Annotated in this window: 28 protein-coding genes; 7 read left to right on the forward strand and 21 right to left on the reverse strand. The window is 68.2% G+C overall.

Annotated features, from left to right (window positions below; translation table 11 throughout):
• Positions 1-7 precede the first annotated feature (7 nt).
• The 8 genes from H7J86_RS10225 to H7J86_RS10260 all read right to left on the reverse strand — a co-directional run bounded on the left by H7J86_RS10225 (position 8) and on the right by H7J86_RS10260 (position 6,428).
• Positions 8-1,099 (reverse strand): SDR family oxidoreductase, encoded by a 1,092-nt coding sequence (locus H7J86_RS10225; RefSeq protein ID WP_170847346.1) that lies wholly within the window; start codon positions 1,097-1,099, stop codon positions 8-10.
• A 29-nt stretch (positions 1,100-1,128) separates the two neighbouring features.
• Complete coding sequence (locus tag H7J86_RS10230; RefSeq protein WP_003402602.1) at positions 1,129-1,230, reverse strand: 30S ribosomal protein bS22; 102 nt, start codon at positions 1,228-1,230, stop codon at positions 1,129-1,131.
• A 97-nt stretch (positions 1,231-1,327) separates the two neighbouring features.
• A complete protein-coding gene (locus tag H7J86_RS10235) occupies positions 1,328-1,558 on the reverse strand; it encodes a cell division/environmental response transcriptional regulator (protein ID WP_167156567.1) in 231 nt (76 codons plus the stop codon).
• Between the two features lie 139 nt (positions 1,559-1,697).
• Positions 1,698-2,549: a pyrroline-5-carboxylate reductase gene (proC, locus tag H7J86_RS10240; protein WP_090360344.1), complete on the reverse strand. Its 852-nt coding sequence runs from the start codon at positions 2,547-2,549 to the stop codon at positions 1,698-1,700.
• Positions 2,550-2,658: 109 nt separating this feature from the next.
• On the reverse strand, positions 2,659-3,471 hold the full coding sequence (locus tag H7J86_RS10245) for a thioesterase family protein (protein ID WP_267290801.1): 813 nt from the start codon (positions 3,469-3,471) through the stop codon (positions 2,659-2,661).
• Entirely contained in the window at positions 3,468-4,325 is an 858-nt protein-coding gene (locus tag H7J86_RS10250) for a sugar phosphate isomerase/epimerase family protein (protein WP_267290803.1), read from the reverse strand. Before H7J86_RS10250 ends, H7J86_RS10245 begins: the two co-directional genes overlap by 4 nt.
• 19 nt (positions 4,326-4,344) lie before the next feature.
• Positions 4,345-5,421, reverse strand: a complete 1,077-nt coding sequence (locus H7J86_RS10255) for an Rv0497 family membrane protein (RefSeq protein WP_267290805.1) — start codon at positions 5,419-5,421, stop codon at positions 4,345-4,347.
• Complete coding sequence (locus H7J86_RS10260) at positions 5,418-6,428, reverse strand: Ppx/GppA family phosphatase (RefSeq protein ID WP_167156558.1); 1,011 nt, start codon at positions 6,426-6,428, stop codon at positions 5,418-5,420. Before H7J86_RS10260 ends, H7J86_RS10255 begins: the two co-directional genes overlap by 4 nt.
• 13 nt (positions 6,429-6,441) lie before the next feature.
• Here H7J86_RS10260 and H7J86_RS10265 point away from each other — a divergent pair, with 13 nt between their 5' ends.
• The gene (locus H7J86_RS10265) at positions 6,442-7,251 is read left to right on the forward strand and encodes a DUF3109 family protein (protein WP_170847348.1); all 810 of its coding nucleotides are present in this window, start codon (positions 6,442-6,444) and stop codon (positions 7,249-7,251) included.
• Between the two features lie 32 nt (positions 7,252-7,283).
• Here H7J86_RS10265 and regX read toward each other — a convergent pair whose 3' ends face one another.
• The 6 genes from regX to H7J86_RS10295 all read right to left on the reverse strand — a co-directional run bounded on the left by regX (position 7,284) and on the right by H7J86_RS10295 (position 13,199).
• A complete protein-coding gene (gene regX, locus H7J86_RS10270; RefSeq protein ID WP_090360358.1) occupies positions 7,284-7,970 on the reverse strand; it encodes a two-component sensory transduction protein RegX in 687 nt (228 codons plus the stop codon).
• A gap of 8 nt (positions 7,971-7,978) precedes the next feature.
• Positions 7,979-9,166, reverse strand: coding sequence for a sensor histidine kinase (locus H7J86_RS10275; protein WP_267290807.1), 1,188 nt, complete (start codon positions 9,164-9,166; stop codon positions 7,979-7,981).
• A gap of 123 nt (positions 9,167-9,289) precedes the next feature.
• The gene (locus H7J86_RS10280) at positions 9,290-10,042 is read right to left on the reverse strand and encodes a phosphoglyceromutase (protein WP_267290809.1); all 753 of its coding nucleotides are present in this window, start codon (positions 10,040-10,042) and stop codon (positions 9,290-9,292) included.
• Positions 10,043-10,056: 14 nt separating this feature from the next.
• A complete protein-coding gene (locus tag H7J86_RS10285; RefSeq protein WP_372517249.1) occupies positions 10,057-10,554 on the reverse strand; it encodes a type III secretion system chaperone family protein in 498 nt (165 codons plus the stop codon).
• Between the two features lie 55 nt (positions 10,555-10,609).
• Complete coding sequence (gene mshA, locus H7J86_RS10290; protein WP_267290811.1) at positions 10,610-11,965, reverse strand: D-inositol-3-phosphate glycosyltransferase; 1,356 nt, start codon at positions 11,963-11,965, stop codon at positions 10,610-10,612.
• A gap of 10 nt (positions 11,966-11,975) precedes the next feature.
• Positions 11,976-13,199, reverse strand: a complete 1,224-nt coding sequence (locus H7J86_RS10295) for an ROK family protein (RefSeq protein WP_235683658.1) — start codon at positions 13,197-13,199, stop codon at positions 11,976-11,978.
• Positions 13,200-13,471: 272 nt separating this feature from the next.
• Between H7J86_RS10295 and H7J86_RS10300 the strand changes: the two genes are divergently transcribed.
• On the forward strand, positions 13,472-14,221 hold the full coding sequence (locus tag H7J86_RS10300) for an SDR family oxidoreductase (RefSeq protein WP_090360370.1): 750 nt from the start codon (positions 13,472-13,474) through the stop codon (positions 14,219-14,221).
• On the opposite strand, the gene H7J86_RS10305 is transcribed toward H7J86_RS10300, so the two are convergent.
• Together H7J86_RS10305 and H7J86_RS10310 are read right to left on the reverse strand one after the other, a co-directional pair.
• Complete coding sequence (locus tag H7J86_RS10305) at positions 14,205-15,542, reverse strand: L,D-transpeptidase (RefSeq protein WP_372517250.1); 1,338 nt, start codon at positions 15,540-15,542, stop codon at positions 14,205-14,207. The two genes, H7J86_RS10300 and H7J86_RS10305, sit on opposite strands and share 17 nt — an antisense overlap.
• Before the next feature lie 6 nt (positions 15,543-15,548).
• Complete coding sequence (locus H7J86_RS10310) at positions 15,549-16,604, reverse strand: UDP-N-acetylmuramate dehydrogenase (protein ID WP_267290813.1); 1,056 nt, start codon at positions 16,602-16,604, stop codon at positions 15,549-15,551.
• Positions 16,605-16,629: 25 nt separating this feature from the next.
• On the opposite strand from H7J86_RS10310, the gene H7J86_RS10315 reads away from it, so the two are divergent.
• The 4 genes from H7J86_RS10315 to H7J86_RS10330 are packed head-to-tail and all read left to right on the forward strand — an operon-like array spanning position 16,630 to position 19,621.
• Positions 16,630-17,136, forward strand: a complete 507-nt coding sequence (locus tag H7J86_RS10315; protein ID WP_090360377.1) for a DUF2505 domain-containing protein — start codon at positions 16,630-16,632, stop codon at positions 17,134-17,136.
• A complete protein-coding gene (locus tag H7J86_RS10320; RefSeq protein WP_267290815.1) occupies positions 17,115-17,936 on the forward strand; it encodes a class I SAM-dependent methyltransferase in 822 nt (273 codons plus the stop codon). The genes H7J86_RS10315 and H7J86_RS10320 overlap by 22 nt, the downstream gene beginning before the upstream one ends.
• Before the next feature lie 9 nt (positions 17,937-17,945).
• Positions 17,946-18,752 carry a carbon-nitrogen hydrolase family protein gene (locus tag H7J86_RS10325; protein ID WP_187098208.1) on the forward strand — a complete coding sequence of 269 codons (807 nt, stop codon included), beginning with the start codon at positions 17,946-17,948 and terminating at the stop codon, positions 18,750-18,752.
• On the forward strand, positions 18,749-19,621 hold the full coding sequence (locus tag H7J86_RS10330; RefSeq protein ID WP_267290817.1) for an LmeA family phospholipid-binding protein: 873 nt from the start codon (positions 18,749-18,751) through the stop codon (positions 19,619-19,621). The genes H7J86_RS10325 and H7J86_RS10330 overlap by 4 nt, the downstream gene beginning before the upstream one ends.
• On the opposite strand, the gene H7J86_RS10335 is transcribed toward H7J86_RS10330, so the two are convergent.
• From H7J86_RS10335 to H7J86_RS10355, 5 genes are all read right to left on the reverse strand, one after another.
• On the reverse strand, positions 19,618-20,013 hold the full coding sequence (locus tag H7J86_RS10335) for a DUF2599 domain-containing protein (RefSeq protein ID WP_090360385.1): 396 nt from the start codon (positions 20,011-20,013) through the stop codon (positions 19,618-19,620). The genes H7J86_RS10330 and H7J86_RS10335 overlap by 4 nt on opposite strands.
• Before the next feature lie 47 nt (positions 20,014-20,060).
• Positions 20,061-20,342 carry a DUF2516 family protein gene (locus H7J86_RS10340; protein ID WP_181953104.1) on the reverse strand — a complete coding sequence of 94 codons (282 nt, stop codon included), beginning with the start codon at positions 20,340-20,342 and terminating at the stop codon, positions 20,061-20,063.
• Positions 20,343-20,382: 40 nt separating this feature from the next.
• Positions 20,383-21,024 (reverse strand): heparin-binding hemagglutinin, encoded by a 642-nt coding sequence (locus H7J86_RS10345; protein ID WP_090360388.1) that lies wholly within the window; start codon positions 21,022-21,024, stop codon positions 20,383-20,385.
• A gap of 16 nt (positions 21,025-21,040) precedes the next feature.
• Positions 21,041-21,541, reverse strand: coding sequence for a helix-turn-helix domain-containing protein (locus H7J86_RS10350; protein ID WP_267290819.1), 501 nt, complete (start codon positions 21,539-21,541; stop codon positions 21,041-21,043).
• Positions 21,542-21,624: 83 nt separating this feature from the next.
• Complete coding sequence (locus tag H7J86_RS10355) at positions 21,625-22,899, reverse strand: DUF445 domain-containing protein (RefSeq protein ID WP_090360390.1); 1,275 nt, start codon at positions 22,897-22,899, stop codon at positions 21,625-21,627.
• 161 nt (positions 22,900-23,060) lie between these two features.
• On the opposite strand from H7J86_RS10355, the gene H7J86_RS10360 reads away from it, so the two are divergent.
• The gene (locus H7J86_RS10360) at positions 23,061-23,753 is read left to right on the forward strand and encodes a TetR/AcrR family transcriptional regulator (RefSeq protein WP_187098205.1); all 693 of its coding nucleotides are present in this window, start codon (positions 23,061-23,063) and stop codon (positions 23,751-23,753) included.
• Positions 23,754-23,777 lie beyond the last annotated feature (24 nt).

Below are 23,777 nucleotides of genomic sequence, written 5' to 3' on the forward strand. Positions count from 1 at the left end.
ACCGCCGCTAACGTCCCCATCGCTGCGCGACTGCAGTGGCTCGGCTCTCCATTGAGCGTACCCATTTCGGGTCGATGATCGGCGTCAATCCACGGCCACGCACGTAGTCGTCGAATGCCTCCACAGTGGTCCACTTGGGGCTGTAACCTAAGTCGTTGCGCATCCGCGCGGTGTCCATGACCCGGCCGTAGCTCAAGTAGTTCAACTGTTCGCGATCGAGCTCAGTGTAACTGGTTGCGCGCCTCAGTGAATCGACGACTTGAAGCGCCGAACGCGGGACCGGCAGCGCCACCCGCCCTGACCGGCGGATCGCCTGGCTCATCATGATGATGCCCGAACCGCCCACGTTGAAGGTGCCGGCCCGGCCCGCCATGGTGGCGCGCTCCAGCACACCGAGGGCATCCTGCTCGTGCAGGAGCTGCAGTCGTGCGTCATGACCGAGCACCGAGGGCACCACCGGACCGGCGAGATACCGCGACAGCGCGGTGTCCATCGCCGGGCCGATCATGTTCGCCAGCCGCAGGATCGTCAGCGCGATATCGGGTCGACGCCTGGCCAGGCCACGCGCGTACCCCTCGATATCGATGCTGTCCCGGGCGAACCCCTCGCCGAGGGGACGCCGCGCACTGCCATCCTCGGTGAACAGCACCGGATCCCGCGCACTCGCCCCGTACACCTCAGAGGTGGACTTGAGCACCACCCGCCGCACGGTCGGAGCCTTCTGGCAGGCCGCGAACAGCTGGATCGCGCCCATCACGTTGAGCTCTTTGAGAGTGGCCCGGCCACCGGCCCGCGGTGCATAGGACGCCGCCGCGGCATGCACGACGGTGTCGACATTGCCGTTTCGGATGACCTTGGCGATGAACGGGTTCCGGATGTCGGCGCGGACGAACTCCGCGCGCCCCATCCGGCGCAACAGATCCTTGCTGGGAGCGATGGCGTCGACCGCGATGACGTGGTCGATCGCCGGGTTCTGGGCCAGGCGCGCCGTCAGGTAGCCACCGAGAAACCGGCACGCACCCGTGACCAGGACCACCTTGGGGTGGTCTGAGCGGTCAGTGGTGGCGTCCCGGTTATCACCGGATCCCTGGCTATCCATTCAGGCGAGCCTACCGAGAAGCTGGAAGGCTACTTACCGAGTTTTCTGCGCTGAACCCGTGTACGGCGAAGCAGCTTGCGGTGCTTCTTCTTCGACATGCGCTTACGCCGCTTCTTGATGACTGAACCCATGAACTCCGCTACCTACGAATGAAGGACTGACCGGGTTACTTTACCCGGGCAGGCCCGTGATGATGAAAACGCATCCCGCCCGATGGGCAGGGAGACCTCAGCCTGCGCTGAAGTACGACGTCTCCAGAAGGTCGTGAACCGCCTTTGCGTGCACACGGAACGACCGCCCGACCCGCACCGCCGGCAACTCGCCGTTGTGCACCAGTCGGTAGACCGTCATCTTGCTGACCCGCATCAGGCTGGCCACCTCGGCAACGGTCAAAAATTGAGCTTTAGGCTGGCCATCGCCAGCCGAATCCCGCGCCGATGGCCCGTTCATTGACGTCATCGCTACCCAATCCTTAAGGCACGGCCAGTTCCAGCGGCTTCCCCACCGTTGGCACGAACGCGTGCATACAACGAGGAGAATAGCGTGGCCATTGGGGTTATTGCGACGGGTGTGGGGTAATCCGTCCGAAATTCTTGAATTACTCTGATGTAATTCCTAGCTGCTCAGAGCGTGTTTTCGCAGCTGCGACCGCGTCGGCCACCGCAGCCCGCAGGCCTCCGCGTTCGAGTTCGCGCAGCCCAGCCGCGGTGGTACCACCCGGTGAGGTCACGATAGCCCGCAACTGGGCCGCAGTGGTGTCCAATGCGGTATCTGGTGCGCTGTCCAGACGGTCCAGCAGCATCGCTGCCGAGCCCGCCATCGTCTGTGACACCAGATCGGTGGCGACCCCGCGCGACAGACCCGACGCGACTGCCGCGTCGACGAGGGCCTCGACCATCAGGAAGAAATACGCCGGACCGGATCCCGATACCGCGGTGACGGCGTCGAGTTGGACCTCCGGCACCGTCAGCACCCCGCCGACAGTGTCGAAGATCGCCGACACCTCCTTGAGGTGCTCGTCGGTGGCGAACCGGCCACGCGAGAGCGCGCTCACCCCGCCACCGACCACCATCGGCGCGTTGGGCATCACCCGGATCACCGGCGCACCCGCCGGCAGTTTGGACTCGTAGAACGAGGTGCTGACGCCCGCCGCGACACTCACGACGACCTGTTCCTCGCTGTTGTCATCGGCCTTGGCGACCGCCCCGGCGATCTCGCCGATGGCCGCGTCCACGTCGGCGGGCTTGACCGCGACGATCACGTAGGTGGCGTTCTCGGCGGCGTCCGCCACCGAGGTGACCAGCACCGAATAGGTGTCGGCCAGATATTTGGCCCGTTCAGGGAACTTCTCCGCGACGACCAGATCCTTGACCTGGCGGCCGGCTCGCAGCAGACCCGAGAGCAGCGCTTCGCCGATGCTGCCCCCGCCGATGATTGCAATCCTTGGCACGGGTCAAAGCATTGCACGGCACCGCGGTCACGGCGCGTAGGACATGGCGCCCGCCAGGGCGTAGAAGACGTGGCGCCCCCGCCGGGGCGCAGAAGACATGGCGCCCCCGTCAGCTCGGGCTGGGCACCAACGCGAGTTGCCGCGTCTGCACCACGATGCGGCCTTCGCAGTCGACCACGATGTGGTCCTCGTCGAACCACTCCTGGCCGATCTGGGTGGTGGTGCACAGCACCCGCAGCCAGCCGTCGGCCGGCAGTGCCCGCACAAAGGCCGTCAGCTGCACCGTGGGCGCCCAACCGCGCCGGTTGACCCCGTAGGTGACCGGGGCCGACACATCGCCGCACAGGAGGGCGAACAGCACGTCCGGCGCCGCACCCCGGGGCCGCACCCAGTACTCGATGACCGGCGGTCCACCGTCGGCCCGCGGCGCCATGGTCGTCAGCGACGGCCGGATGTCACAGCCCCGGGCGAGATGCACGATATCGGCCATCGGATGTCCCGGCCCGATGGGCTCGAGCCCGGGCGGCGGCTCCGGTGTCATCAGCGGTACCACCGGGTTCACCGAAAGCAGCGGTGGCACAGCGTGTTCGGGCACACCGAGGGTGATCGCCGCCCGCACGGCCACCCGCTCCCCCTGTGTCAGCTCCACATCGACCAGGCTGATCCGGCGCCCCCGCTTGCGCACCAGGGTGTGCACCTGCAGCGGGCCCGGATCCGGGGCCCAGAGAAAATTGCCCGATACCGCAATCGGTTCCACGCCCGTATCGAGGCCGAGCTCCGCCCGCGCCGCATTGGCGCACAGCGCGAGCATCGCCCCACCATGCACCTTGGGCCCGATGGTCCAGTTCTCGTCGAGCACGCCGTGGTACACGCCGGCACCCGCCGACGTCAGCGACATCGCCTCGCTGAACGACACCGTCATCGCAGCAGGTGCTCCCTGGCGAAGGTCAACGATTCGACCAGCAGCGCCTCGCGGTCGGCGGCGGTGCGGGCCTGCGAGGTCGTGACCTCAAGGATGACGTGCCCGGTGAAATCGCTGGCGGCCAGCATCCGGCAGATCTCCGCCGCCGGCTGGGTTCCACGTCCCGGCACCAGATGCTCGTCGGTCGAGGCGCCGCTGCCGTCGCACAGGTGCAGATGCGCCAGGCCCCCCTGACCGCCGATGCCCATCCGCTGTGCCATCTCCACCGCGTCGGTGCCCGCGGTGGCGCTGTGCGACAGGTCGAGCGTGTAGTGCGCATGGCCACCGTCGAGGGGGTCATACGACGGCGCGAAGGCCGAGATGCCGGGTCCGGGGTGGCCGCCGCGTTTGCGCATCCGCTCGATCGACGGCGCCCCGGTGCCCCAGAACCGGTCGGCGCGGAACGGGAACATGTTCTCCACGGCGACCAGCACATCGCTGCTGCTCTCCAGCTCCGCGACCTGCTCGGAGAAGCCTTCCGCGTACCGGCGCTGCCAACGGAAGGGCGGATGTACCACCACGGTCTGGGCGCCCAGCTGCTCGGCGGACCGCACGCTGCGTTCCAGTTTGGAGATCGGGTTGGCCCCCCACACACGCTGCGAGATCAACAGGCAGGGGGCGTGCACGGACAGCACCGGGATGCCGTATCGCTTCGACAGCGCAGCGATGGCGTCGATATCTTGGCTGACCGGCTCGGCCCACACCATCAGCTCGACGCCGTCGTAACCCAGGCGTGCGGCGTAGTCGAAGGCCGCCTCGGTCCGCAACGGGTACACCGAGGCAGTCGAAAGACCGACCTTGATGGCAGGGCGCACTGTGTCTTCTGGAATCCGGTCAGGTGGACTGGAGCAGGGCCAGCGGTCCGAGCGTCACCAATGCCCCGACCGCCACCGCGATCAGCGTGCTGGCGATGTCCTCGGTCCTGCGCACCACGCGCACACCGACCACCAGACCGAGGATGACCAGAACGGACAGCACCAGAGCGACGATGTTGTTCCACTTCCACAGCTGGTCGAAGGCCACGAACAAACCGGCGCCGAACGCCACGGCGAAGATGCTCTGCGCGACGATCCACAGCCCGCTCAGGAACGGCGATCGGGCCTTGGCCGGTTCCTCGTCCAGATCCTCGTCGAGGTCGCCGGTGACGACGGCCGTATCCGCCAGCGTCGCGGCTCCGTCGGGCCCGTCCAGATCGATGTTCTCCGGCCCCGGGGTCCGCGGCCGGCGGGCCACATCGTCGGCGACGGTGTCCCCGCCGAAGAGCGTGTCCGCCGACGAGCGCAGGTAGGACGGCAGCGCGGCCGTGGCGTCGGTGTCGGCGCGGGACTCGACCGCGACATCCTCGTCGTCGATCAGCGGATCCGGGCTCATCTCCTCGGCCCCGCCCGCGGGCAGCGCCGCGGATCGCCGCAGGCCGTGGTGGGTTCGATGGGCTCGCGGATCGAACACCAGCGGCTCGAACTCGGCGTCGCGCTGCTGCACGTGCGCCTCGTAGTCGGCTTCGGCCGCTTTTTCCGGAGCTTCCTCGTGCGGCTCGACGGGCTCTTCTGCGCCCTCGGCCTCTTCGGCCGTCTCTGCCGTCTCGGGAGTTGCGGGAGCCCCCGCTATGTCCCCCGCTGTGTCCTCGGTTGTGTCCTCGGTGACCTGGGGTTGTTCGAGCGCGGACTGCGCCTCGGCCGCGACGTCCGCGTCGATCGCCTCCTGCTCGGCGTCGATCGCCTGGTGCTCATCGGTCCGGAAGTTGACGATCGGGATCTCACCGGTGAGCTCGGCAACCGTGACGGCATCGGCATTGCCGCGGCGTCGACGCCGGCGGCCGCCCGGCGACGGAGCGCCGATGCTGCCATTCTTGGCCAGCAGCTCCGCCACCGAGATGGGGCGGGTGCTGGTGGTGTCGTTCGGTTCAGTCATCGTGTGTTGCCTTTGGGCCGGGAAGCGCGGGATACCGATCCTGACGCTGGTGACAATGCGGTCTCCACCAAGGCTGTGCCGTCGGCCTCACTGTCGAGTTTCCGCAGAATCAACCCTTCTCGCAACGCCCAGGGACAGATCTCCACCGTCTCGATACCCAGCGCGCGCATACTCGCCTCAGCTACCAGCGCGCCGGCCACGATCTGTGGCGCCCGTTCGGCACTCACCCCCTCAAGCTCGGCTCGGTCGGCCGTTGTCATCCTAGAGATGAACGCTATGAGCTGCCGCAATCCCGCCGCGGTCAACGTACGTTTGGCCCGCGGCCCCGCCGCGGACGGCGCCGCACCGGTCAGTCGCGCCAGCGAACGGAACGTTTTCGACGTGGCGACGGCCAGGTCGGGGCTGCCCGCCGCCTGGATCGTCGACCCGGCCTCCGACATCTCGGTGGCCAGCCAGTCGCGCAGCGCCGCAACCTTGCGCCGGCCCGGTGGATCGTCGGCCAGCCACTCCCGGGTCAGCCGTCCGGCGCCCAGCGGAAGGGACAGCGCCACCTCGGGCTCTTCGTCCACGCCGGTGGACAACTCCAGTGAGCCCCCGCCGATATCGATGTTGATGATCCGGCCCGCACTCCAGCCGTACCAGCGGCGCACCGCCAGGAAGGTCAGCCGGGACTCGTCGACGCCGCTGAGCACCCGCAGCGACACCCCGGCTTCGGTCTGCACCCGGGCCAGCACGTCCTCGGAGTTGGTGGCATCCCGAACCGCCGAGGTGGCGAAGGCCATCAGCTCGGCGCAGCCGGAGCTGGTGGCGATGCTCGCGAACTCGGTGACGGTGTCCACCAGCTTGTCCGCGCCCTTACGGGTCAGCTTGCCCGACGAGTCGATCGACTCGGCAAGCCGCAATGCCGCCTTGGTGGAACTCATCGGCGTGGGGTGCCCGCCACGGCGCGCATCCACCACCAACAGGTGAACCGTATTGCTGCCTACGTCCAGCACGCCCAATCGCACGCGGACCACGTTAGTGGGTTTACCGTTTACTTCCGTGAGCACATCGCACGTCGGCGGTTTGGGAGGCGAAGTCGAACTCGACTTTGCCCGCGAATGGGTGGAGTTCTTCGACCCCGACAATCCCCAACACGTCATCGCCGCGGACCTGACATGGCTGCTGTCGCGATGGACCTGCGTCTTCGGCACCCCGGCATGCCAGGGCACGGTGGCCGGCCGGCCCGACGACGGTTGCTGCTCGCACGGGGCGTTCCTGTCCGATGACGACGACCGGGCCGGTCTCGACGACGCGGTGAAGACCCTCACCGACGACGACTGGCAGTTCCGGGACAAAGGTCTGGGCCGTAAGGGCTACCTGGAAATGGACGAGTACGACGGCAAACCCAATCTGCGCACCCGCAAGTACAAGGGCGCCTGCATCTTCCTGAATCGTCCCGGCTTCGCCGGTGGTATCGGTTGCGCGTTGCACAGCAAGGCGCTGAAGCTGGGTGTGGAACCGCTGACGATGAAGCCGGAGGTTTGCTGGCAGCTGCCGATCCGGCGCACCCAGGAATGGGTGACCCGGCCGGACGGCACCGACATCCTCAAGACCACGATCACCGAGTACGACCGGCGGGGCTGGGGCGAAGGCGGCGCCGACCTGCACTGGTACTGCACCGGCGATCCCGCGGCACATGTCGGGGCCCGACCGGTGTGGCAGTCCTACGCCCCCGAACTCACCGAACTGCTGGGCGAGAAGGCGTACGCGGAACTCGCCGCCATGTGCAAGCGGCGGGGCATGCTCGGGCTCATCGCGGTGCACCCCGCGACCCGCGCCGCGGAGTAGCCCCGCGGCCGGTCCACACTTTGCTGGACCGGTTACCCTTCGAGCTTGTAGCCCAGCCCACGCACCGTCACCAGGTGCACCGGGTTCGCCGGGTCGGCCTCGATCTTGCTGCGCAGCCGCTTCACGTGCACATCGAGGGTCTTGGTGTCACCGACGTAGTCCGCACCCCAGACCCGGTCGATCAGCTGGCCACGGGTCAGCACCCGGCCACTGTTGCGCATCAGGTACTCCAGCAGGTCGAACTCCTTGAGCGGAAGCGTGATCGCCTCACCGTTCACGCTGACCACATGGCGCTCCACGTCCATCCGGACGGGGCCCGCCTCCAGCACACCGTCACCGGACCCGGCCTCTTCGTTGTCGGCACCGCGCCGCAGCACCGCGCGGATGCGGGCGATGAGCTCACGGGCCGAGTACGGCTTGGTGACGTAATCGTCGGCACCCAGCTCGAGCCCGACCACCTTGTCGATCTCACTGTCCCGCGCGGTCACCATGATGACCGGCACGCTGGACCGGGAGCGCAGCTGCTTACAGACATCGGTGCCACTCATCCCCGGCAGCATCAGGTCCAGCAGGACGATATCCGCGCCCACCCGCTCGAACTCCGCCAGAGCCGACGGGCCGTCGGACACCACCGTGGCCTCGAACCCCTCCTTGCGCAGCAGAAAGGCCAACGGATCGGCCAGGGATTCTTCGTCTTCTACGATCAGGACACTGGTCATCGGTATTGCTAATCCTCTCGGTCGTCTCGTTCGTACGAGTCGTCGTCGGTGTCGGGGTATGCGGGAATCGACAGGGTGAACGTCGAGCCGGTGCCCGGCTGACTCCACAGCCGGATGGTGCCGTTGTGGTTGGCGGCGACATGCTTGACGATCGCCAGCCCCAGACCGGTGCCTCCGGTGGCCCGCGATCGCGCCTTGTCCACCCGGAAGAACCGTTCGAAGACCCGCTCCTGATCGGCGCGGGCGATGCCGATACCGCGATCGGTGACGGCGATCTCGATATCGTTACCGCGCCTGCGCCGGCTGATCGACACACCCGAGCCGTGCGGGGAGTACGCGATCGCGTTCGACACCAGGTTCGCGATGGCGGTCACCAGCAGACCCTGGTCGCCCAGGACGCGGTAACCGGTCGGCGCGTCGGTGGTGATGGCGATATCGGCCATATCGGCGGACACCTTGTGCCGGGACAGCGCCTCCGAGACGACGGTGTCGACTTCGACGACCTCCAGGTCGGGCAGGGGTTCGGCGCCCTGCAGCCGGGACAGTTCGATCAGTTCGCCCACCATGCTGGCCAGCCGGTGGGATTCGACGAGCATCTTGTCGGCGAACCGGCGCACGGTCTCGGGGTCGTCGGCGGACGCCAGCAGCGCCTCGGCGAGCACCCCCATGGCACCCACCGGGGTCTTGAGTTCATGGCTGACGTTGGCGACGAAGTCTCGCCGGGTCGCCTCCATCCGCGCCTGCTCGGACTGATCGCCGACGAACACGACGGCGAAGCGCCGATCTTCCTCGGTGAGCAGACGCACGTGACCACGGACCGACAGGCCGGATCGTCCCGTGGGGGTGCGTTTACGGGGCGAGAGGTCGATATCGACATCGTCGCCGCTGGACAGGCAGCGTTGCACGGCCTGCCAGGCGCGCTCGTCGAGCAGCCGGTCACGTACCAGGCCCAGTTCGGCCGCCTGCTCGTTCATGTAGACGACATCGCGGAACGCGTCGACCACGACGATCCCCATCGGCGAAAGCCCCACCACGTGACTGAGCATCTGCGAGACGGTGATGCCGCCCTGCTCCGCATCACGACGCGCTCGTCGCTGCTGCCGCACCCGGGAGATGACGGCGCCCGCCGCCACGCCGACTCCGAGCGCGAGCAGCGACACGGCTGCCGTCAACAGCAGCACGGAGGCCACACTCACGCGGAAATCGTACGCATCCGGTGAACGTCATCCCAGCAGCGTGAGGCCAAATCGGGACAAGTCACATAGGCAAACACAGGAGTTCGGCCCGCGTTCACCTGAGTTAACCGGCTATTTGCCGGATTACTTCTTGGCACCCTGTGCAGCCACCGCGGCGGCACCCGCCGCGGCCGCCTCCGGGTCCAGGTATCGACCGCCCGCGACCGTCGGCTTGAGGTCCGCGTCCAGCTCGTAGAGCAGCGGGATGCCGGTCGGGATGTTCAGGCTGACGATATCGGCGTCGGACATCCCGTCCAGGTACTTGACCAGGGCGCGAAGTGAATTACCGTGCGCGACGATCAGCACGGTCTTACCGGCCTTGAGGTCGGGCACGATGGCCTGTTCGTAGTACGGGACGAACCGGGCCACCACATCGGCCAGGCATTCGGTCAGCGGGCCGCCGCCGATATCGGCGTAGCGCGGGTCGGCATCCTGGCTGAACTCGCTGCCCTTCTCGATGGGCGGCGGCGGCGTGTCGTAGCTGCGCCGCCAGGCCATGAACTGCTCTTCGCCGTACTTGGCCAGCGTCTCGGCCTTGTCCAGACCCTGCAATGCGCCGTAGTGCCGCTCGTTGAGGCGCCAGTCGCGGTGCACGGGGATCCAGAGCCGGTCGGCGGCCTCCAGCGCGAGGTTGGCGGTGATGATGGCCCGGCGCAGCAGCGAGGTGTACAGCACATCCGGCAGCACGCCCTGTTCGGCGAGGAGCTCGCCGCCACGTACCGCCTGGGCACGGCCCTTGTCGGTGAGGTCGACATCGACCCATCCGGTGAACAGGTTCTTCTCGTTCCACTGGCTCTCGCCGTGGCGCAGCAGGATCAGGTTCGCCATGGCGCTCATCCTGTCACAGCGCGTCAGTCACCGTCGTCGTCGATGAGATGAGCGAAAGCCTGCAGATTCTTCAGGGACTCGCCGCGGGCCACCCGCCATTCCCATTCCTTCTCGATGGACGAGCGAAAACCCAACTCCAGCAAGGTGTTGAAGTCCGAGTCGACGGCTTCGAGGACCTGACCCAGCACCCGGTCGAGCTCATCGGCGCTGACGGATTCCAGTGCCATCCGGCCCACCAGGTAGATATCGCCGAGGTTGTCCAGGGTGTAGGCCACGCCGTAGAGGCGGCGGTTGCGCTTGAGCAGGAACCGGTACACGGCTTCGAAGTTCTCGTCCGGCTTGCGGCAGACGAACGCCTCGACCCGCACCGAGTGCTCACCGATGCTCAGGATGGTGTTCGTCTTGAGCCGCCGTTCGCCCGGCAGCGCGACCACCAGGCCGGGCAGCCCACCGTGGCTGCCCTTGTGGTGGGTGTATTCGAGCTCGTGCTCCTGCAGCGTCGCCTCGATGAGCTGTTGCACGCTACTCAATACTCGTCTCCCACTCGCTCCGGTCCTCGCGCGCGCTCGACTTCGGTCATGCCCGCACCCCCCTGCGCATCGTGAACCGCCGGCCGCTGCGCCGTGCCGTCGCATCGCGGCGCGGGTGCCGCGCGCGGTAGTCGCCGATCGCCCGCCCATAACTGGCCAGCAGGGCGTCGACGGAATGCGCCCACGAGAATGTGGCGGCATGGGCGATCGCGGCGGCCCGCATCCGCTCCGGCCCGCCTGCCAACAGTGCGTCGATGGCGGTTGCCCAGTCCTGCGGGTCGTGCCCGTCGACCAGCGTGCCGGTGACACCGTCACGGACCACCACGGGCAGACCGCCGACCGCCGCGGCCACCACCGGCGTGCCGCAGGCCTGCGCCTCGACCGCGACCAGCCCGAAGGATTCGGAATAGCTCGGCACCGCGACCACGTCGGCCGCCCGGTAGACATCGACGAGCTGTTCGCGGGATTGCGGCGGCAGGAAGGTCACCCGGTCGGCGATGCCGAGTTCGTCGGCCAGCCGGATCAAACCGTCGGGCGTCGCCAGACCGGATCCGGACGGCCCGCCGGCCACCACCACGCGCAGGCGTCCACATTCCCCGGTCGCTTCGCTCCTGCCCTCCGCCACCTTCGCCGCCGCACGCAGCAGCACGTCGGGCGCCTTCAACGGCTGGATCCGGCCCACGAACGCCACGATCCGTTCGGCCGGGTCCAGCCCGACCGCGGCCCGCGCGGCGGCCTTGTCCCCCGGGGTGAAGACGCCGAGATCGACGCCGGGGTGCACGACGTCGATCTGCGCCCGATCCGCGTGATGCAACGAAACCAGTTGTTGTGCTTCGATTTCGGTGTTGACGATGAGACGGTCAGCCTCGTCGACCACCTGTTGTTCGCCGATCGCCCGCATCGCCGGCTCGGGGACGTCCCCGCGCGCCAGCGCCGCATTCTTCACCGCGGCCAGCGTGTGCGCGGTGTGCACCAGCGGCACGGCCCAGCGATCCCTGGCGAGCCAGCCGACCTGCCCGGACAGCCAATAGTGCGAGTGCACGATGTCGTAGTAGCCGGGTTCGTGGTTGGCCTCGGCCCGCAGCACTCCGGCGGTGAACGCGCACAGCTGCGTCGGCAGATCCGTCTTGTCCAGACCTTCGAACGGTCCGGCGACCACGTTGCGCACCAGCACCCCGGGGGCCACCCGCACGACGGGTTCGTCCGTCGACGAGGTGGCCCGGGTGAAGATCTCCACCTCGACACCGCGCCGCGCCATCTCCAGGGCGGTCTGCAGCACGTAGACGTTCATCCCGCCGGCATCCCCGGTGCCCGGTTGGGCCAGCGGTGAGGTGTGCACCGACAGCACCGCCACTCGTTTGGCCGACGGACCTGCGGTGCTCAGATCGCTTGAAGGACGCACACTGACATGTCTACACCCCGGGCGTCACGAGCTCGCCGCGGCGCAGCTGGGCCCGGCGCATCGCGGCGATCGGATCGGCGTAGAGCCCGCCGAGGGACACCACGCCCGCACCGGCCTCCTGGACCCGGTTGCCGAAGGCGGTCACCCGGATATCGCGCGCGGGCAGGACCGAGCGCGCGGTAAAGGCCCGTTCCAGCACCTCCATGCCCTCCGGGTATTCGGTGAAGGCCTGCCCGCCGACCACCAGGTCGTCCGGGTTGAGCATGTCGCGCAGCAGCGCCACGGCCTCACCCAGCACGCGGGCACGTTCGGCGAGCAGGGCGCGGGCGCCGTCATGACCTGCGCGCGCGGCGCGCAACACGGCGGTCAGCGTCGACGCCGGCCCTTCGGCCGGGATGATGCGCTGCGCGCGGGCCGCCGTCAGCACCGCTTCGTCGCTGACGGTCGACTCCAGTTGTCCTGTGCCGCCGAGCAATTCGGAGTGCACTGGCAGTGCGGCAATGGTGCCGGGGCCGCTGGCGGGTGAGTGCACCCGGCCGCCGATCGACAGCGCGTAGCCGACGGTCTCGCGCGCGTAGACATAGAGGCTGGTTCCGGTCTGGGTGCCCGGCCGGCGCACGCCGAGCAGTAGTTCGGCACCGGCCATCGCGTCGACGTGTGAGGCCACCGACACCGGCAGGCCCAGCGTCTCGGCCAGCACGGGGCCGACGGGTGCTTCCGACCAGCCCAGCCGCGGGTGGTCGAGGTAGCCCGACACGCTGTCGACCACGCCACCGCTGGCGACGCCGACCCACAGCGGGCGCCTGCGGTGCCAACGGCTCAGGTAGCGCCGGGCGCTGCCGGCCAGCGAGGCCAGCGCGGCGTTCTGCGCGCCGCGCGGCGTGGGCGTCTCGACGACGTCGAGCGTGCGGCCGAACAGATCGGTCGCGACGATGCTGGTGGTGCGGGCACCGATGTGCAGGCCCAGTGTGAGGAACGGTTCGTGGTTGACCTCGACCGGCACCCGCGGCCGGCCGATCGCGCCGGAGACGGCGAGGTCGGCACGCTCACGCAGCACGCCGGCGTCGAGCAGGGCCGTGACCTGGCGGTTCACCGTGGCGATACTCAGGCCGGTGACCCGGGCGATGGCGTCGCGGGCGATCGGGCCGCGCTGACGCGCCGCCCCGAAGACGGCCGCCGCGGCCGCGTCGGCGACCTTCAGCGACGGGGCGACGATGTGATGACGGGAGAGCAGGGCGCGCTTGGCGTGGGCTACCGAAGCAGCAGCGGTCGCGGAGGAAACAGAAGCGGAAGCGGTGGCGGTACGCACAGGGGGTGTCCTTTTGGTGAAGTTTCGAGGGTGGGGGCTTCTGCCACACCGTCGACTTCAGCGAGGACGTAAGGTCCGCTAGATCAGTCGGGCGCGGCGGGATGCGCAACAACAACACGCACGCCGCGAGAGAACGCGGTTCACCGGACTGGTCTGCAACACACGGTGAACTTAGCACGCCAACTAAAGTTCGGGATATGACTTCGACATCAGCCACCCCCCGCGTCGCCGTGGTCACCGGCGCCAGTTCCGGCATCGGCGAGGCGACCGCCAAAACCCTTGCCGCACTTGGTTTTCACGTGGTCTGCGTGGCCCGCCGAGCCGACCGCATCGAGGCGCTGGCAGCCCAGATCGGCGGGTCGGCGATTGTGGCGGACGTCACTTCCGACGCGGATGTGGCACGGCTGGCCGACACGCTGGACAGCGTCTGCGTGCTGGTGAACAACGCCGGCGGGGCCATGGGCCTTGAACCGGTCGCCGACGCGGACCTCGAGCATTGGCGCTGGATGTGGGAGACCAACGTGCTGGGCACGCTGCGGGTCACCCGGGCCCTGCTACCCAAACTGGTCGACTCCGGCGACGGCCTGATCGTCACCATCACATCGATCGCGGCCTTGGAAACCTACGACGGCGGCGCCGGCTACACCTCCGCCAAACACGCCCAGGGCGCCCTGCATCGCACGCTGCGCGGCGAGCTGCTCGGAAAACCGGTGCGGCTCACCGAGATTGCGCCAGGGGCGGTCGAGACGGAGTTCTCCCTGGTGCGTTTCAAGGGCGATCAGGACCGCGCCGACAAGGTGTACGAAGGCATCACCCCGCTGGTGGCCGACGATGTCGCCGAGGTCATCGGGTTCGTCGCATCCCGACCGTCACACGTCAACCTGGATCAGATCGTCATCCGGCCGCGCGACCAGGCGCCGCACGGACGGTTCAACCGCCGGGTGTAGCCGTCGGCGCGGGCCTCGACGTGGCGACCGGCTCCGGCGTCGCGGTCGGCGTCGGGGCACCGCTGGGCGTCGCCGGCGCCGAGGCCGGGATGCCCGCCGGCGGCTTCTGCGAGGTCAGCGCGGACATCGACTTCCACTCGTCCCACGGCACCGCCCAGTCCCAGATGTCGCCGTCGGCGTAGGACAGTTCGATCGAGGTGCCGGTGACCTCGACCGGGTCGCCGTAGATCGCGGTGTTGAAATACTGCTGCGCGTCCTCGGTGGACAGGTTGATACAGCCGTTGGTGACGTTGGTGTTGCCCTGCGCTCCGGCGCTCGACGGGTTGGCGTGGATGAACTCACCGTTGTTGGAGATCCGCACCGCATACCGCTCGTGCGCGTTGGTGTACCCGGCGGCCGGGTTGGACATGTAGAAGTCCTCGTACTTCTCCGTCACCACGTGCACCCCGCTGCGGGTGATGTTGCGCGGCAGGTCCCCTTCGCCGTAACTGCACGGGAAATCGAAGAGCACGCCCTCGTCGGTGATCACCTGGATCCGGTGACTGGAGGCCTCCGCCTTGACCACCTGACGGCGGCCGATGCTGATATCCAGCGTGGAATCCGTTGCGCCGAAGGCATCTTCGGCGAATGGCACGCCGTACAGGCCGGCCTTCACGTGGACGGTGGTACCGGCCGGGTAGTACTCCTTGGTCCGGTAGTGCACGCGGGACCCACCGACCTCGTCGGGTAGCCACGCCCAGCTGCCCTCGACGGGTGGGGTGGTGGTGACTTTCAGCGCCTTCTCGACCTCGGCCCGGTATTTGGTGTCGATGGCCGCGTCGAACTGCAAGATGATCGGCGCCGCGACACCCACGACCTGTCCGTCGGCCAGCTGGAACTGGCCGTTGACCATGGTCGTCGGGTTGACGGTGGTGAAGCTGCCGGTCAGCTTGACGGCCTTGCCGTCCTTGCCGACCACCGACCCCGCCCAGGTGTACTGCACGCCGTACCCGAGCGGTTCGGTGACGCTGAACCCGGTGCGGTCGGGGTTGAGCGCGCCGGCGACGGGCTTGCCCTCGGCGTTGGTCAGGCTCACATGCTGGAACCAGCCGTCGCTGACGGCGACGCCGATCGGCGAGGTGGGCACGACGCCGTCGGAGTTGTCCTCGGGCGTGTAGGTGATCACCGGGGCCGGCGCCGGGGCCGCGGATTCGGCGTGGGGTTGGCTCGATTTGCCCGCACACGCGGCCAGCAGGCCGGCACCGCCGGCTGCAAGCACGGTGAGGGCACGCCGCCGATTCACTAGCGGGGACGTCTCACCTGCGGGGCTCACGTGAATCAACGGTACCTAGAGTCGGCAGCCAAACAGAACCGGTTCGGGTGTGAGATCGATCCCGAATCGGTTGCGCACGCCGTCCCGCACCGTTCTGGCCAAGGCGATCACGTCGGCGGAGGTGGCCCGGCCACGGTTGGTGAGCGCCAGCGCGTGTTTGGTCGACAATGTCGCGGCCGCGCCCGGACCGGGGAATCCTTTACCGAATCCGGCCTGCTCAACCAGCCAACCAGCCGCCAGTTTCACCCCGTCCGGGGCCGGATAGTTCGGCACCCTGCCCTCACACGCGGCCTGGATACGCTCGAAAGTCTCGGCCGGGACCACCGGATTGGTGAAGAACGACCCGGCACTCCAGGTGTCGTGATCGTCGGCGTCGAGCACCATGCCCTTGGCGGCGCGCAGCTTCAGCACGGTCTCTCGGACCCGCAGCGGATCGGTGCGCTCCCCCGGCGCCACGCCCAGTGCCGTGGCCAGCTCGCCGTAACGCAGCGGCGCGCTCTGTCCCGCCGGGTCCAGGCCGAACTCGACTTCGAGCACCACCACGTCCGGCGAGTTCTTCAACACACTGTGCCGGTACCCGAATCCCAGATCCGCCGGGTCTGCCCAGCGGTCCTCCCCGGTGCGGCGGTCCAGCAGACGCACCCGGGCCAGCGTGTCGGCGACCTCGGCACCGTAGGCGCCCACATTCTGCACCGGCGTCGCACCCGCCGAGCCGGGGATACCGGACAGGCACTCCAGCCCGCCCAGCCCGTGCGCCAGCGAGGTCACCACCACGTCGTCCCACAGCGCACCGGCCTCGGCACGCACGGTGGATTCGTGCACGGTGATCTCGGTGTTGGCCACCGCCACCACGGTCAGGCCGGTGAGGTCGTCGGCCAGGACCACGTTCGAGCCGCCCGCGAGCACCAGCACGTCCGGACCGAGGGGCAGGGCGCGCAACACGTCGACGAGCTTGTCGGTGGTATCGCAGGTGATGACACGGTGGGCGACGGGACCGACTCGCAGCGTGGTCAGCGGTGCCAGCGCGACATCCCCGGCGACCGAGGCGCCTTCGAAAAACTCACTGACCACGGGTCATAACGGTAGCGTGGCTGTCATGCCACGTTCATTCGACATGGCAGCCACCTACGAATGCCCCGCCGCCCAGGTCCTCGCGGCGTTCTCCGAGAAGCCGTACTGGCTGACTCGGTTGGAGAAGTCCGGCTGCGATGAAACCTCACTGGATGTCCTGGAGAAGGCTGCCGACGGCACCATCGAAGTGGTCACCACCCAGACCGTCCGGCCGGCCAAACTGCCCGCCGTCGTGACGCAGTTCCACCGTGGCGATCTCACCCTCATCCGGGAGGAACGCTGGAGCCCGCTGACCGGTGGCAGATCCAGCGCCGCCATCACGGGCGATCTGACCGGCACACCGGCACTGGTCACCGCCAGCGCGGCACTGTCCGACACCGGCACCGGAGCGCACGCCCAGATACGCGTCACGGTCGAGGTGAAGATCCCGCTGGTCGGCGGCAAGCTGGAGAGCTTCATCGGCGGGCACCTGGTCGAGATGCTGCGTCTTGAACAGGTCTTCACCAGCGAGTGGATCAGGGACCACGGCTGAACGAGCCCATCGGTCACGCGCAGGGTAAACCTGTCGGCTCACCGACGCGAGGCACCACGGGGTACAACCGGCTGCGCCGCAGCGACCGCTGGCTGGTGCATTCCCCGGTCGTGCGCGAGGCACTGCTGACCGCGCCGGAACCACTGGTGGTCGACCTCGGTTACGGGGCTCTGCCGGTCACCACGGTCGAGCTGGCCTCGCGGCTGCGCACGGTCCGCTCCGATGTCCGCGTCGTCGGCCTGGAGATCGACCCGCAGCGGGTGGCCACCGCCCGCGCCGCGGGCACCGACGTCGAATTCGCCCTCGGTGGCTTCGAGCTGGCCGGACTGCGGCCCGTGCTGGTACGAGCCTTCAACGTGCTGCGCCAGTACCCGGTGCACGAGGTCGACGCCTCGTGGGAGCGGCTGCGCACCCGGTTGGCGACCGGCGGGCTGATCATCGACGGCACCTGCGATGAGCTGGGCCGGCGCTGCTGCTGGGTGCTGCTGGACGCGGCGGGCCCGGTCAGCCTGACGCTGGCATGCGATCCGTTCGCCATCGAGCGGCCCTCGGACCTGGCCGAGCGGCTGCCGAAAGTCCTCATCCACCACAACGTGGCGGGCCAGCCGATCCACGAGCTGTTGACCGCGGCCGACCGGGCGTGGGCCGGCGCGGCCGGTCACGGCGTGTTCGGTCCGCGAGTGCGCTGGCGGGCCATGCTCGACGATCTGCGCGCCCAGGGGCTGCCCGTGCAGACCTCGCGCCGCCGGATGCGCGACGGTGTGCTGACCGTGCCGTGGCCGACCGTCGCACCCGTCTAGGCTGGGCTTATGCGGATCGCCCTGGCACAGATCCGGTCGGGCACCGACCCGGCCGCGAACCTGGACCTCGTCGCGCAGTACACCCGGGATGCCGCCGAGGCCGGGGCGCGACTGGTGCTGTTCCCCGAGGCGACGATGTGCCGGTTCGGTGTGCCGCTGGCGCCGGTGGCCGAACCGCTGGACGGCCGGTGGGCCGACGGGGTGCGGGCCGCCGCGCAGCGGTCCGGGATCACCGTCGTGGCCGGAATGTTCTGCCCGTCCGGAGACGGCCGGGTGACCAACACCTTGATGGCGTCCGGGCCGGACGTCGACGCGCACTACGACAAGATCCACCTCTACGACGCGTTCGGTTTCGCCGAATCCAAGACCGTCGCCCCCGGCCACCAGCCGGTGGTGATCAGCGTCGACGACGTGAGGGTGGGTTTGACCCTCTGCTACGACGTCCGGTTCCCCGAGCTGTATCTCGACCTCGCGGACCGCGGCGCCCAGCTCATCACGGTGCACGCCTCGTGGGGCACCGGTCCGGGCAAGCTCGACCAGTGGACGCTGTTGGCCCGGGCACGCGCCATCGACACCACGGGCGTGGTGGCCGCGGTCGACCAGGCCTACCCCGGTGACGAGATCGCCGCACTGGGGCCGACCGGGGTCGGCGGCAGCCTCGTCGCCTCCGCGGCGGGCGAGATTCTGCAGGCCGCCGGGGAGGAACCGCAGCTGGTCGTGACCGATGTCGACCTCGACGCGGCCGCCCGCATCCGGGAGACGATCGCGGTGCTGCGCAATCGCACGCAGTTCGCTAAGGCACAATCGACTGCGTGACCGATCCCTGGGCTCCTCAACCCACCGACGCAGCGCCCGCCGGGTCTCCTGCGCCCGCAGGCGCGCCCGTGCCTCCGCCTCCGGCGGCTCCCGAGCCGGCGAAATCGCTGGGCGCCAAGATCGGCGGCCTGTTCCGCGATCCGTTGTCGATCGTGCTCGTGGTGGTCATCGTCCTGGCGCTGGTCGTCGCGGGGGCGGTCGGGTCGGAGCTGGTGGCGCGCCATATCGCGGACAAGACGGTCACCCAGATCACGTCCTGCGTGGTGCAGGACGATGTCGAGGTGTCCTTCGGCAAGACCCCGGTCCTCCTGCAGTATTTCGCCGACCACTACAACGACGTCACCGTGACCACCGCGGGCCACCGCGTCCGCGAGGCCGACGGGATGAAGGCCGAGATCGTCATCAACGACATCCGGCTGACCGGGAACCAGAGCGCACCCGGGACCATCGGCGCGCTGGACGCCAACATCACCTGGACCGCCGACGGCATCAAGAACACCATCCAGAACCAGATCCCCCTGGTGGGCAGCTTCGTCAGCAGCGTGTCCACCCACCCCAGCGACGGCACCATCGAACTGCAGGCCGCACTGGGCAGCATCGTGGTGAAGCCGGAAGTGCAGAACAACAATCTGACGCTGACCGTGCAGAGCCTGTCCGGGCTGGGCTTCATGCTGCCCCGGGAGACGGTGCAGCCCGCACTCGATGCGTTCCTCGAGCAGATCACCAAGAACATCCCCCTGGGCATCCACGCCGAGAGCGTGCAGGTGACCGATACCGGGGTGACGGCCAAGTACGGGACCCGCAACGCAACGATGCCTCCGGGCCGCAGCGGTAGCGGCGGCGATCCGTGCTTCGCGGGGCTGGACTAGAACGGTTCCTCGGTGCCACCGGGATTGCAGCCGGCGGTGAACATGGCGGTATCGCTGACCTCGGGCCGCCACGGCTCGAGGTTCCAGCTGGTCTTGCCGGGCTCGGCGATCTCGGCGAACTGCCAGTGGCAGAGGAACTGGGCGCGCATCCCGGGCAGGTCGGCGTCGGGCGCATCGGTCAGCACCTCGGCCCACGCCTGGTCGGCCTGGGCGAGGGTGTTCGGGCGGGCGGACTCGGCCCGGGCGGCCGCCGTGGGATAGACCCGCAGGCTGGACAGGTCGCCCCATTTCACCCACGTGGTGTGGTCGACATAGTGGCCGCCGGCCGCGGCAACGGGTGCCGTCCCCACGAGGAGTGACGCCGTGCCGAGCGCGGCGATCAGGGTGCGCATCGCGCGGTGCCGGGCTGCCGCACTCCGCACCGCTGGACCGTCGGGAGTCAGCGCGACTTTCCCTGGATCTCAAGAATTTTCGGCCGGACGTCCACGAGGTACACACCCGCCGCGCACGCGCAGATCGCGGCGCCGAACGCATCGCGCATCAGCAGCGCGAGCAGCACGCCCGCACCGAGGATGAGCAACCACACCGGCTTCGTGAGCTTGCCGGTGGCCGTATACGCGTCGGGCCGCTGGATGGCCGCGTGGACGAATGAATACACGCCGACCAGGGCGACGATCCCGACCAGCACAAACATAATGGCACCCGCCAGGTCTGCAAGCATCACACGTGCAGCCTAGGCGGGTGCCATCAGAACGTCGAACTTACTTCTGAGTGACCTTCTTGGCCGGAGCCTTCTTGGCGGCCGGGGCGGCCGTCGAGGCGGCGGGCGCAGCCTTCTTGGCCGGGGCCTTCTTGGCGGGCGCGGCCTTCTTGGCGGGCGCGGCGGTGACCGGAGCGGCAGCCTTCTCGACCTTCTTCGGCAGTTCCACGCCGACCAGCTTGGCGGCACGCTCGCCGACGGCACGGGTCTGCGACGCCACGGTGCCCAGCGCATCCTGGGTCAGCTCGACGGCCTGGTCGGTGACCTCTTCGACACGAGCGGCGGCTTCCTCCAGCGCCGGCTGGTTGCGCAGCCGCTCCAGGGCGGCCTCGCCGCGCTCGACGAGCTTGTTGTACCGGGTCTGCGCCTCGTCGGCGTACTTCTCGGCCGCCTTGCGCAGCTCCTCGGTGGTGAGCTTGTCGCGCAGCTCGTCGAACTGGGTCGGCAGCTCCTCCTGCAGTTTGGTCAGGCGGGCGCGACCCTCCTCGACGCGGCCCTGGGCGTCGGTGCGCGCATCCTCGGCACGCTCACGCAGGGTGGCGACGATCTCGTTCACGGTGGCCAGGGCCAGGTCGGCGGCACCCACGGCGGCGAGCAGCGGAGTCTTGAGATCCTCGATGGTCTTCTCGGTCTTCTCGGTCATGATTGTTCCTTTCAGGTCAGCTGTGTGATGTGTGTGGTTCTGATGTGATGGCGTGAAACTTGGATTCAGGCGTGGTCGTCACCCCTTCCGCTTCCCCCTGCGCGCCGGATTCGGCTTCCGCTTCGGCCTCGTTCTGCTGACAGAACGACGTGTAGATGTCGAGCAGCACCTGCTTCTGCCGCTCGGTGATCGCGTTATCTCCGATGATCGCGTCACGGACCTGACTACCCTCGGATGGCTCGAGCATCCCGGCCTGCACGTAGAGGACCTCAGCCGAGACCCGCAGCGCCTTGGCAATCTGGTTGAGCACATCGGCCGACGGTTTGCGCAATCCCCGTTCGATCTGGCTGAGGTAGGGATTGCTGACGCCGGCCTTCTCCGCGAGCTGGCGCACCGACACCTGGGCCGCCTCCCGCTGAGCACGGATGAAGCTGCCGATATCGNATGCCGCGCTGCTCACGACTTCCGCGATCTTGTCGTTGTTCACCACGGAAGCGATTTTGTCGTCGGGCGACATCTGAGCCTCCATCCGCCGGGTTCCACTGACACAACCCACGGTACGAGCGAGTGCTAACTATTGCAAGCACTTGCTAGCAGTGCTCAGAAAATCAGTTGGGCCACCGAATAGATGACGAGGCCGGCCAGCGATCCGACCACCGTGCCGTTGATCCGGATGAACTGCAGGTCACGGCCCACGTGCAGTTCGATACGACGGCTGGCCTCGTCCGCGTCCCAGCGCTCGATCGTCTCGGTGATGATCGCTGTGATCTCCGTCCCATACTGCGAAACCAAGTGTTGAGCAGCGCGGATGATCCAGCCATCCACCTTGTCGCGCAGGTCGGCGTCGTCACGCAACGACTCCCCGATCCGCACCACGGAGTCCGCGATCCGGGTGCGCAGCGCCGACGACGGGTCGTCCACCGACTCCAGCACGATGCGCTTGGCGGCACTCCACGCCGTCTCGGCCGCCTTGGTGACCTCGTCGCGCGCCATGATCTGCTCTTTGACCTTCTCGGCGCGCGCGATGGTGGCCTGGTCGTACTGCAGGTCGTCGGCGAATTCGAACAGGAACTTCGTGGCCGAGCGGCGCAGCTCGTGGTTGGGGTCGCGGCGCACCTTGTCGGTGAAGTCCATGAGCTCGCGGTGGATGCGGTCGCCCACCAGGTGGTCCACCCAGCGCGGCGACCAGGTGGGCGAATCGCGCTCGATGACCCGCTCGATCACCTCGCCGGCGTTCAGCGACCACTGAAACGCCCGGTCGGCCAGCAGTTGCAGCAGCGCTTCCTGGCGCTGCTCGGCGAGTAGGCCGGACAGCACCCGGCCCACCGGCGGTCCCCACTGCGGCTCGGCGATGCGTTTGACGATCATTCGGTCCAGGACGTGCTGGACGTCCTCGTCGCGCAGCATCTCGACCAGCACCCGCAGCACGGTCGACGCCTCCGCGGCCACCCGCTCGGCGTGGCTGTACTCGCACAGCCATTTGCCCACCCGGCCGGCGATCTCGGCATCGCGCAGCTTCGTCGCCACCACCTCGGCGGACATGAAGTTCTCCCGGACGAAGGTGCCCAACCCCTCGCCGAGCTGGTCCTTCTTGCGCTTGATGATCGCGGTGTGCGGGATGGGGATGCCCAGCGGATGCTTGAACAGCGCGGTCACCGCGAACCAGTCGGCCAGCGCGCCGACCATCCCGGCTTCTGCGGCGGCCCGGACGTAACCCACCCAGTTGCCGGCGCCGCGAGATTGGGCCCACGCACATGCGAGGAAGATCACCGTCGCGCCGATCAGAAACCCGAGTGCGACGGCCTTCATCCGTCGCAATCCGCGGCGGCGTTCACGGTCGGCCTTCGAATCCGGTCCGGCGTCTGCCGCCGTCATCGCCGCAGCAAAACTGGCCGTCAGCGACGGCGGGCCCGGGGCTGGTCTGTGCGCCACGCCTCCATCATCCGCTAACGCGCCGCCGACGCGCCGCGGCGATCGACCGGGGGCGCCGAATCACCGTATTATCAAGATGACCTAGTGAACGGATATTCACGACAGTGCCACAGCAGAGCTCGGCGGCAGCGGTAAAAACCGATGGCCGCAAACGACGCTGGCATCAGCACAAGGTTGACCGTCGGAATGAGCTCGTGGACGGCACCCTGGAAGCGATTCGCCAGCGGGGCAGCAACGTCAGCATGGACGAGATCGCTGCCGAGATCGGCGTGTCCAAAACCGTGCTCTACCGCTACTTCGTGGACAAGAACGACCTCACCACCGCGGTGATGATGCGGTTCGCCCAGACCACGCTGATCCCGAACATGGCGGCCGCCCTGTCCTCGACGTCCGACGGCTATGCGCTGGTGCGCGAGATCATCCGGGTCTACGTCGACACCGTCGCCGCCGAACCGGAGACCTACCGGTTCGTCATGTCGAACAATTCGGCCAGCCGGACGAAGGCCATCGCCGACTCCGAGCAGATCATCGCCCGCATGCTGGCGGTGATGCTGCGCCGTCGCATGCAGTTGAACGGTATGGACACCCAGGGCGTGGAATCGTGGGCGTTCATGATCGTCGGCGGCGTCCAGCTGTCCACCCACTCCTGGATGTCCAACCCGCGGATCACCACCGATGAACTGATCGACTATCTGACGATGCTGTCCTGGAGCGCGCTGTGCGGGATCGTCGAGGTCGGCGGATCGTTGGAGAAGTTCAACTCGCAGGCGCATCCGTCGCCCACATTGCCCGCGTAGCTGTTTGACTGGCCGGGTGACTTT

The sequence above is a fragment of the Mycobacterium hackensackense genome (assembly GCF_025822555.1).
Classification (GTDB): Bacteria; Actinomycetota; Actinomycetes; order Mycobacteriales; family Mycobacteriaceae; genus Mycobacterium; species Mycobacterium fluoranthenivorans.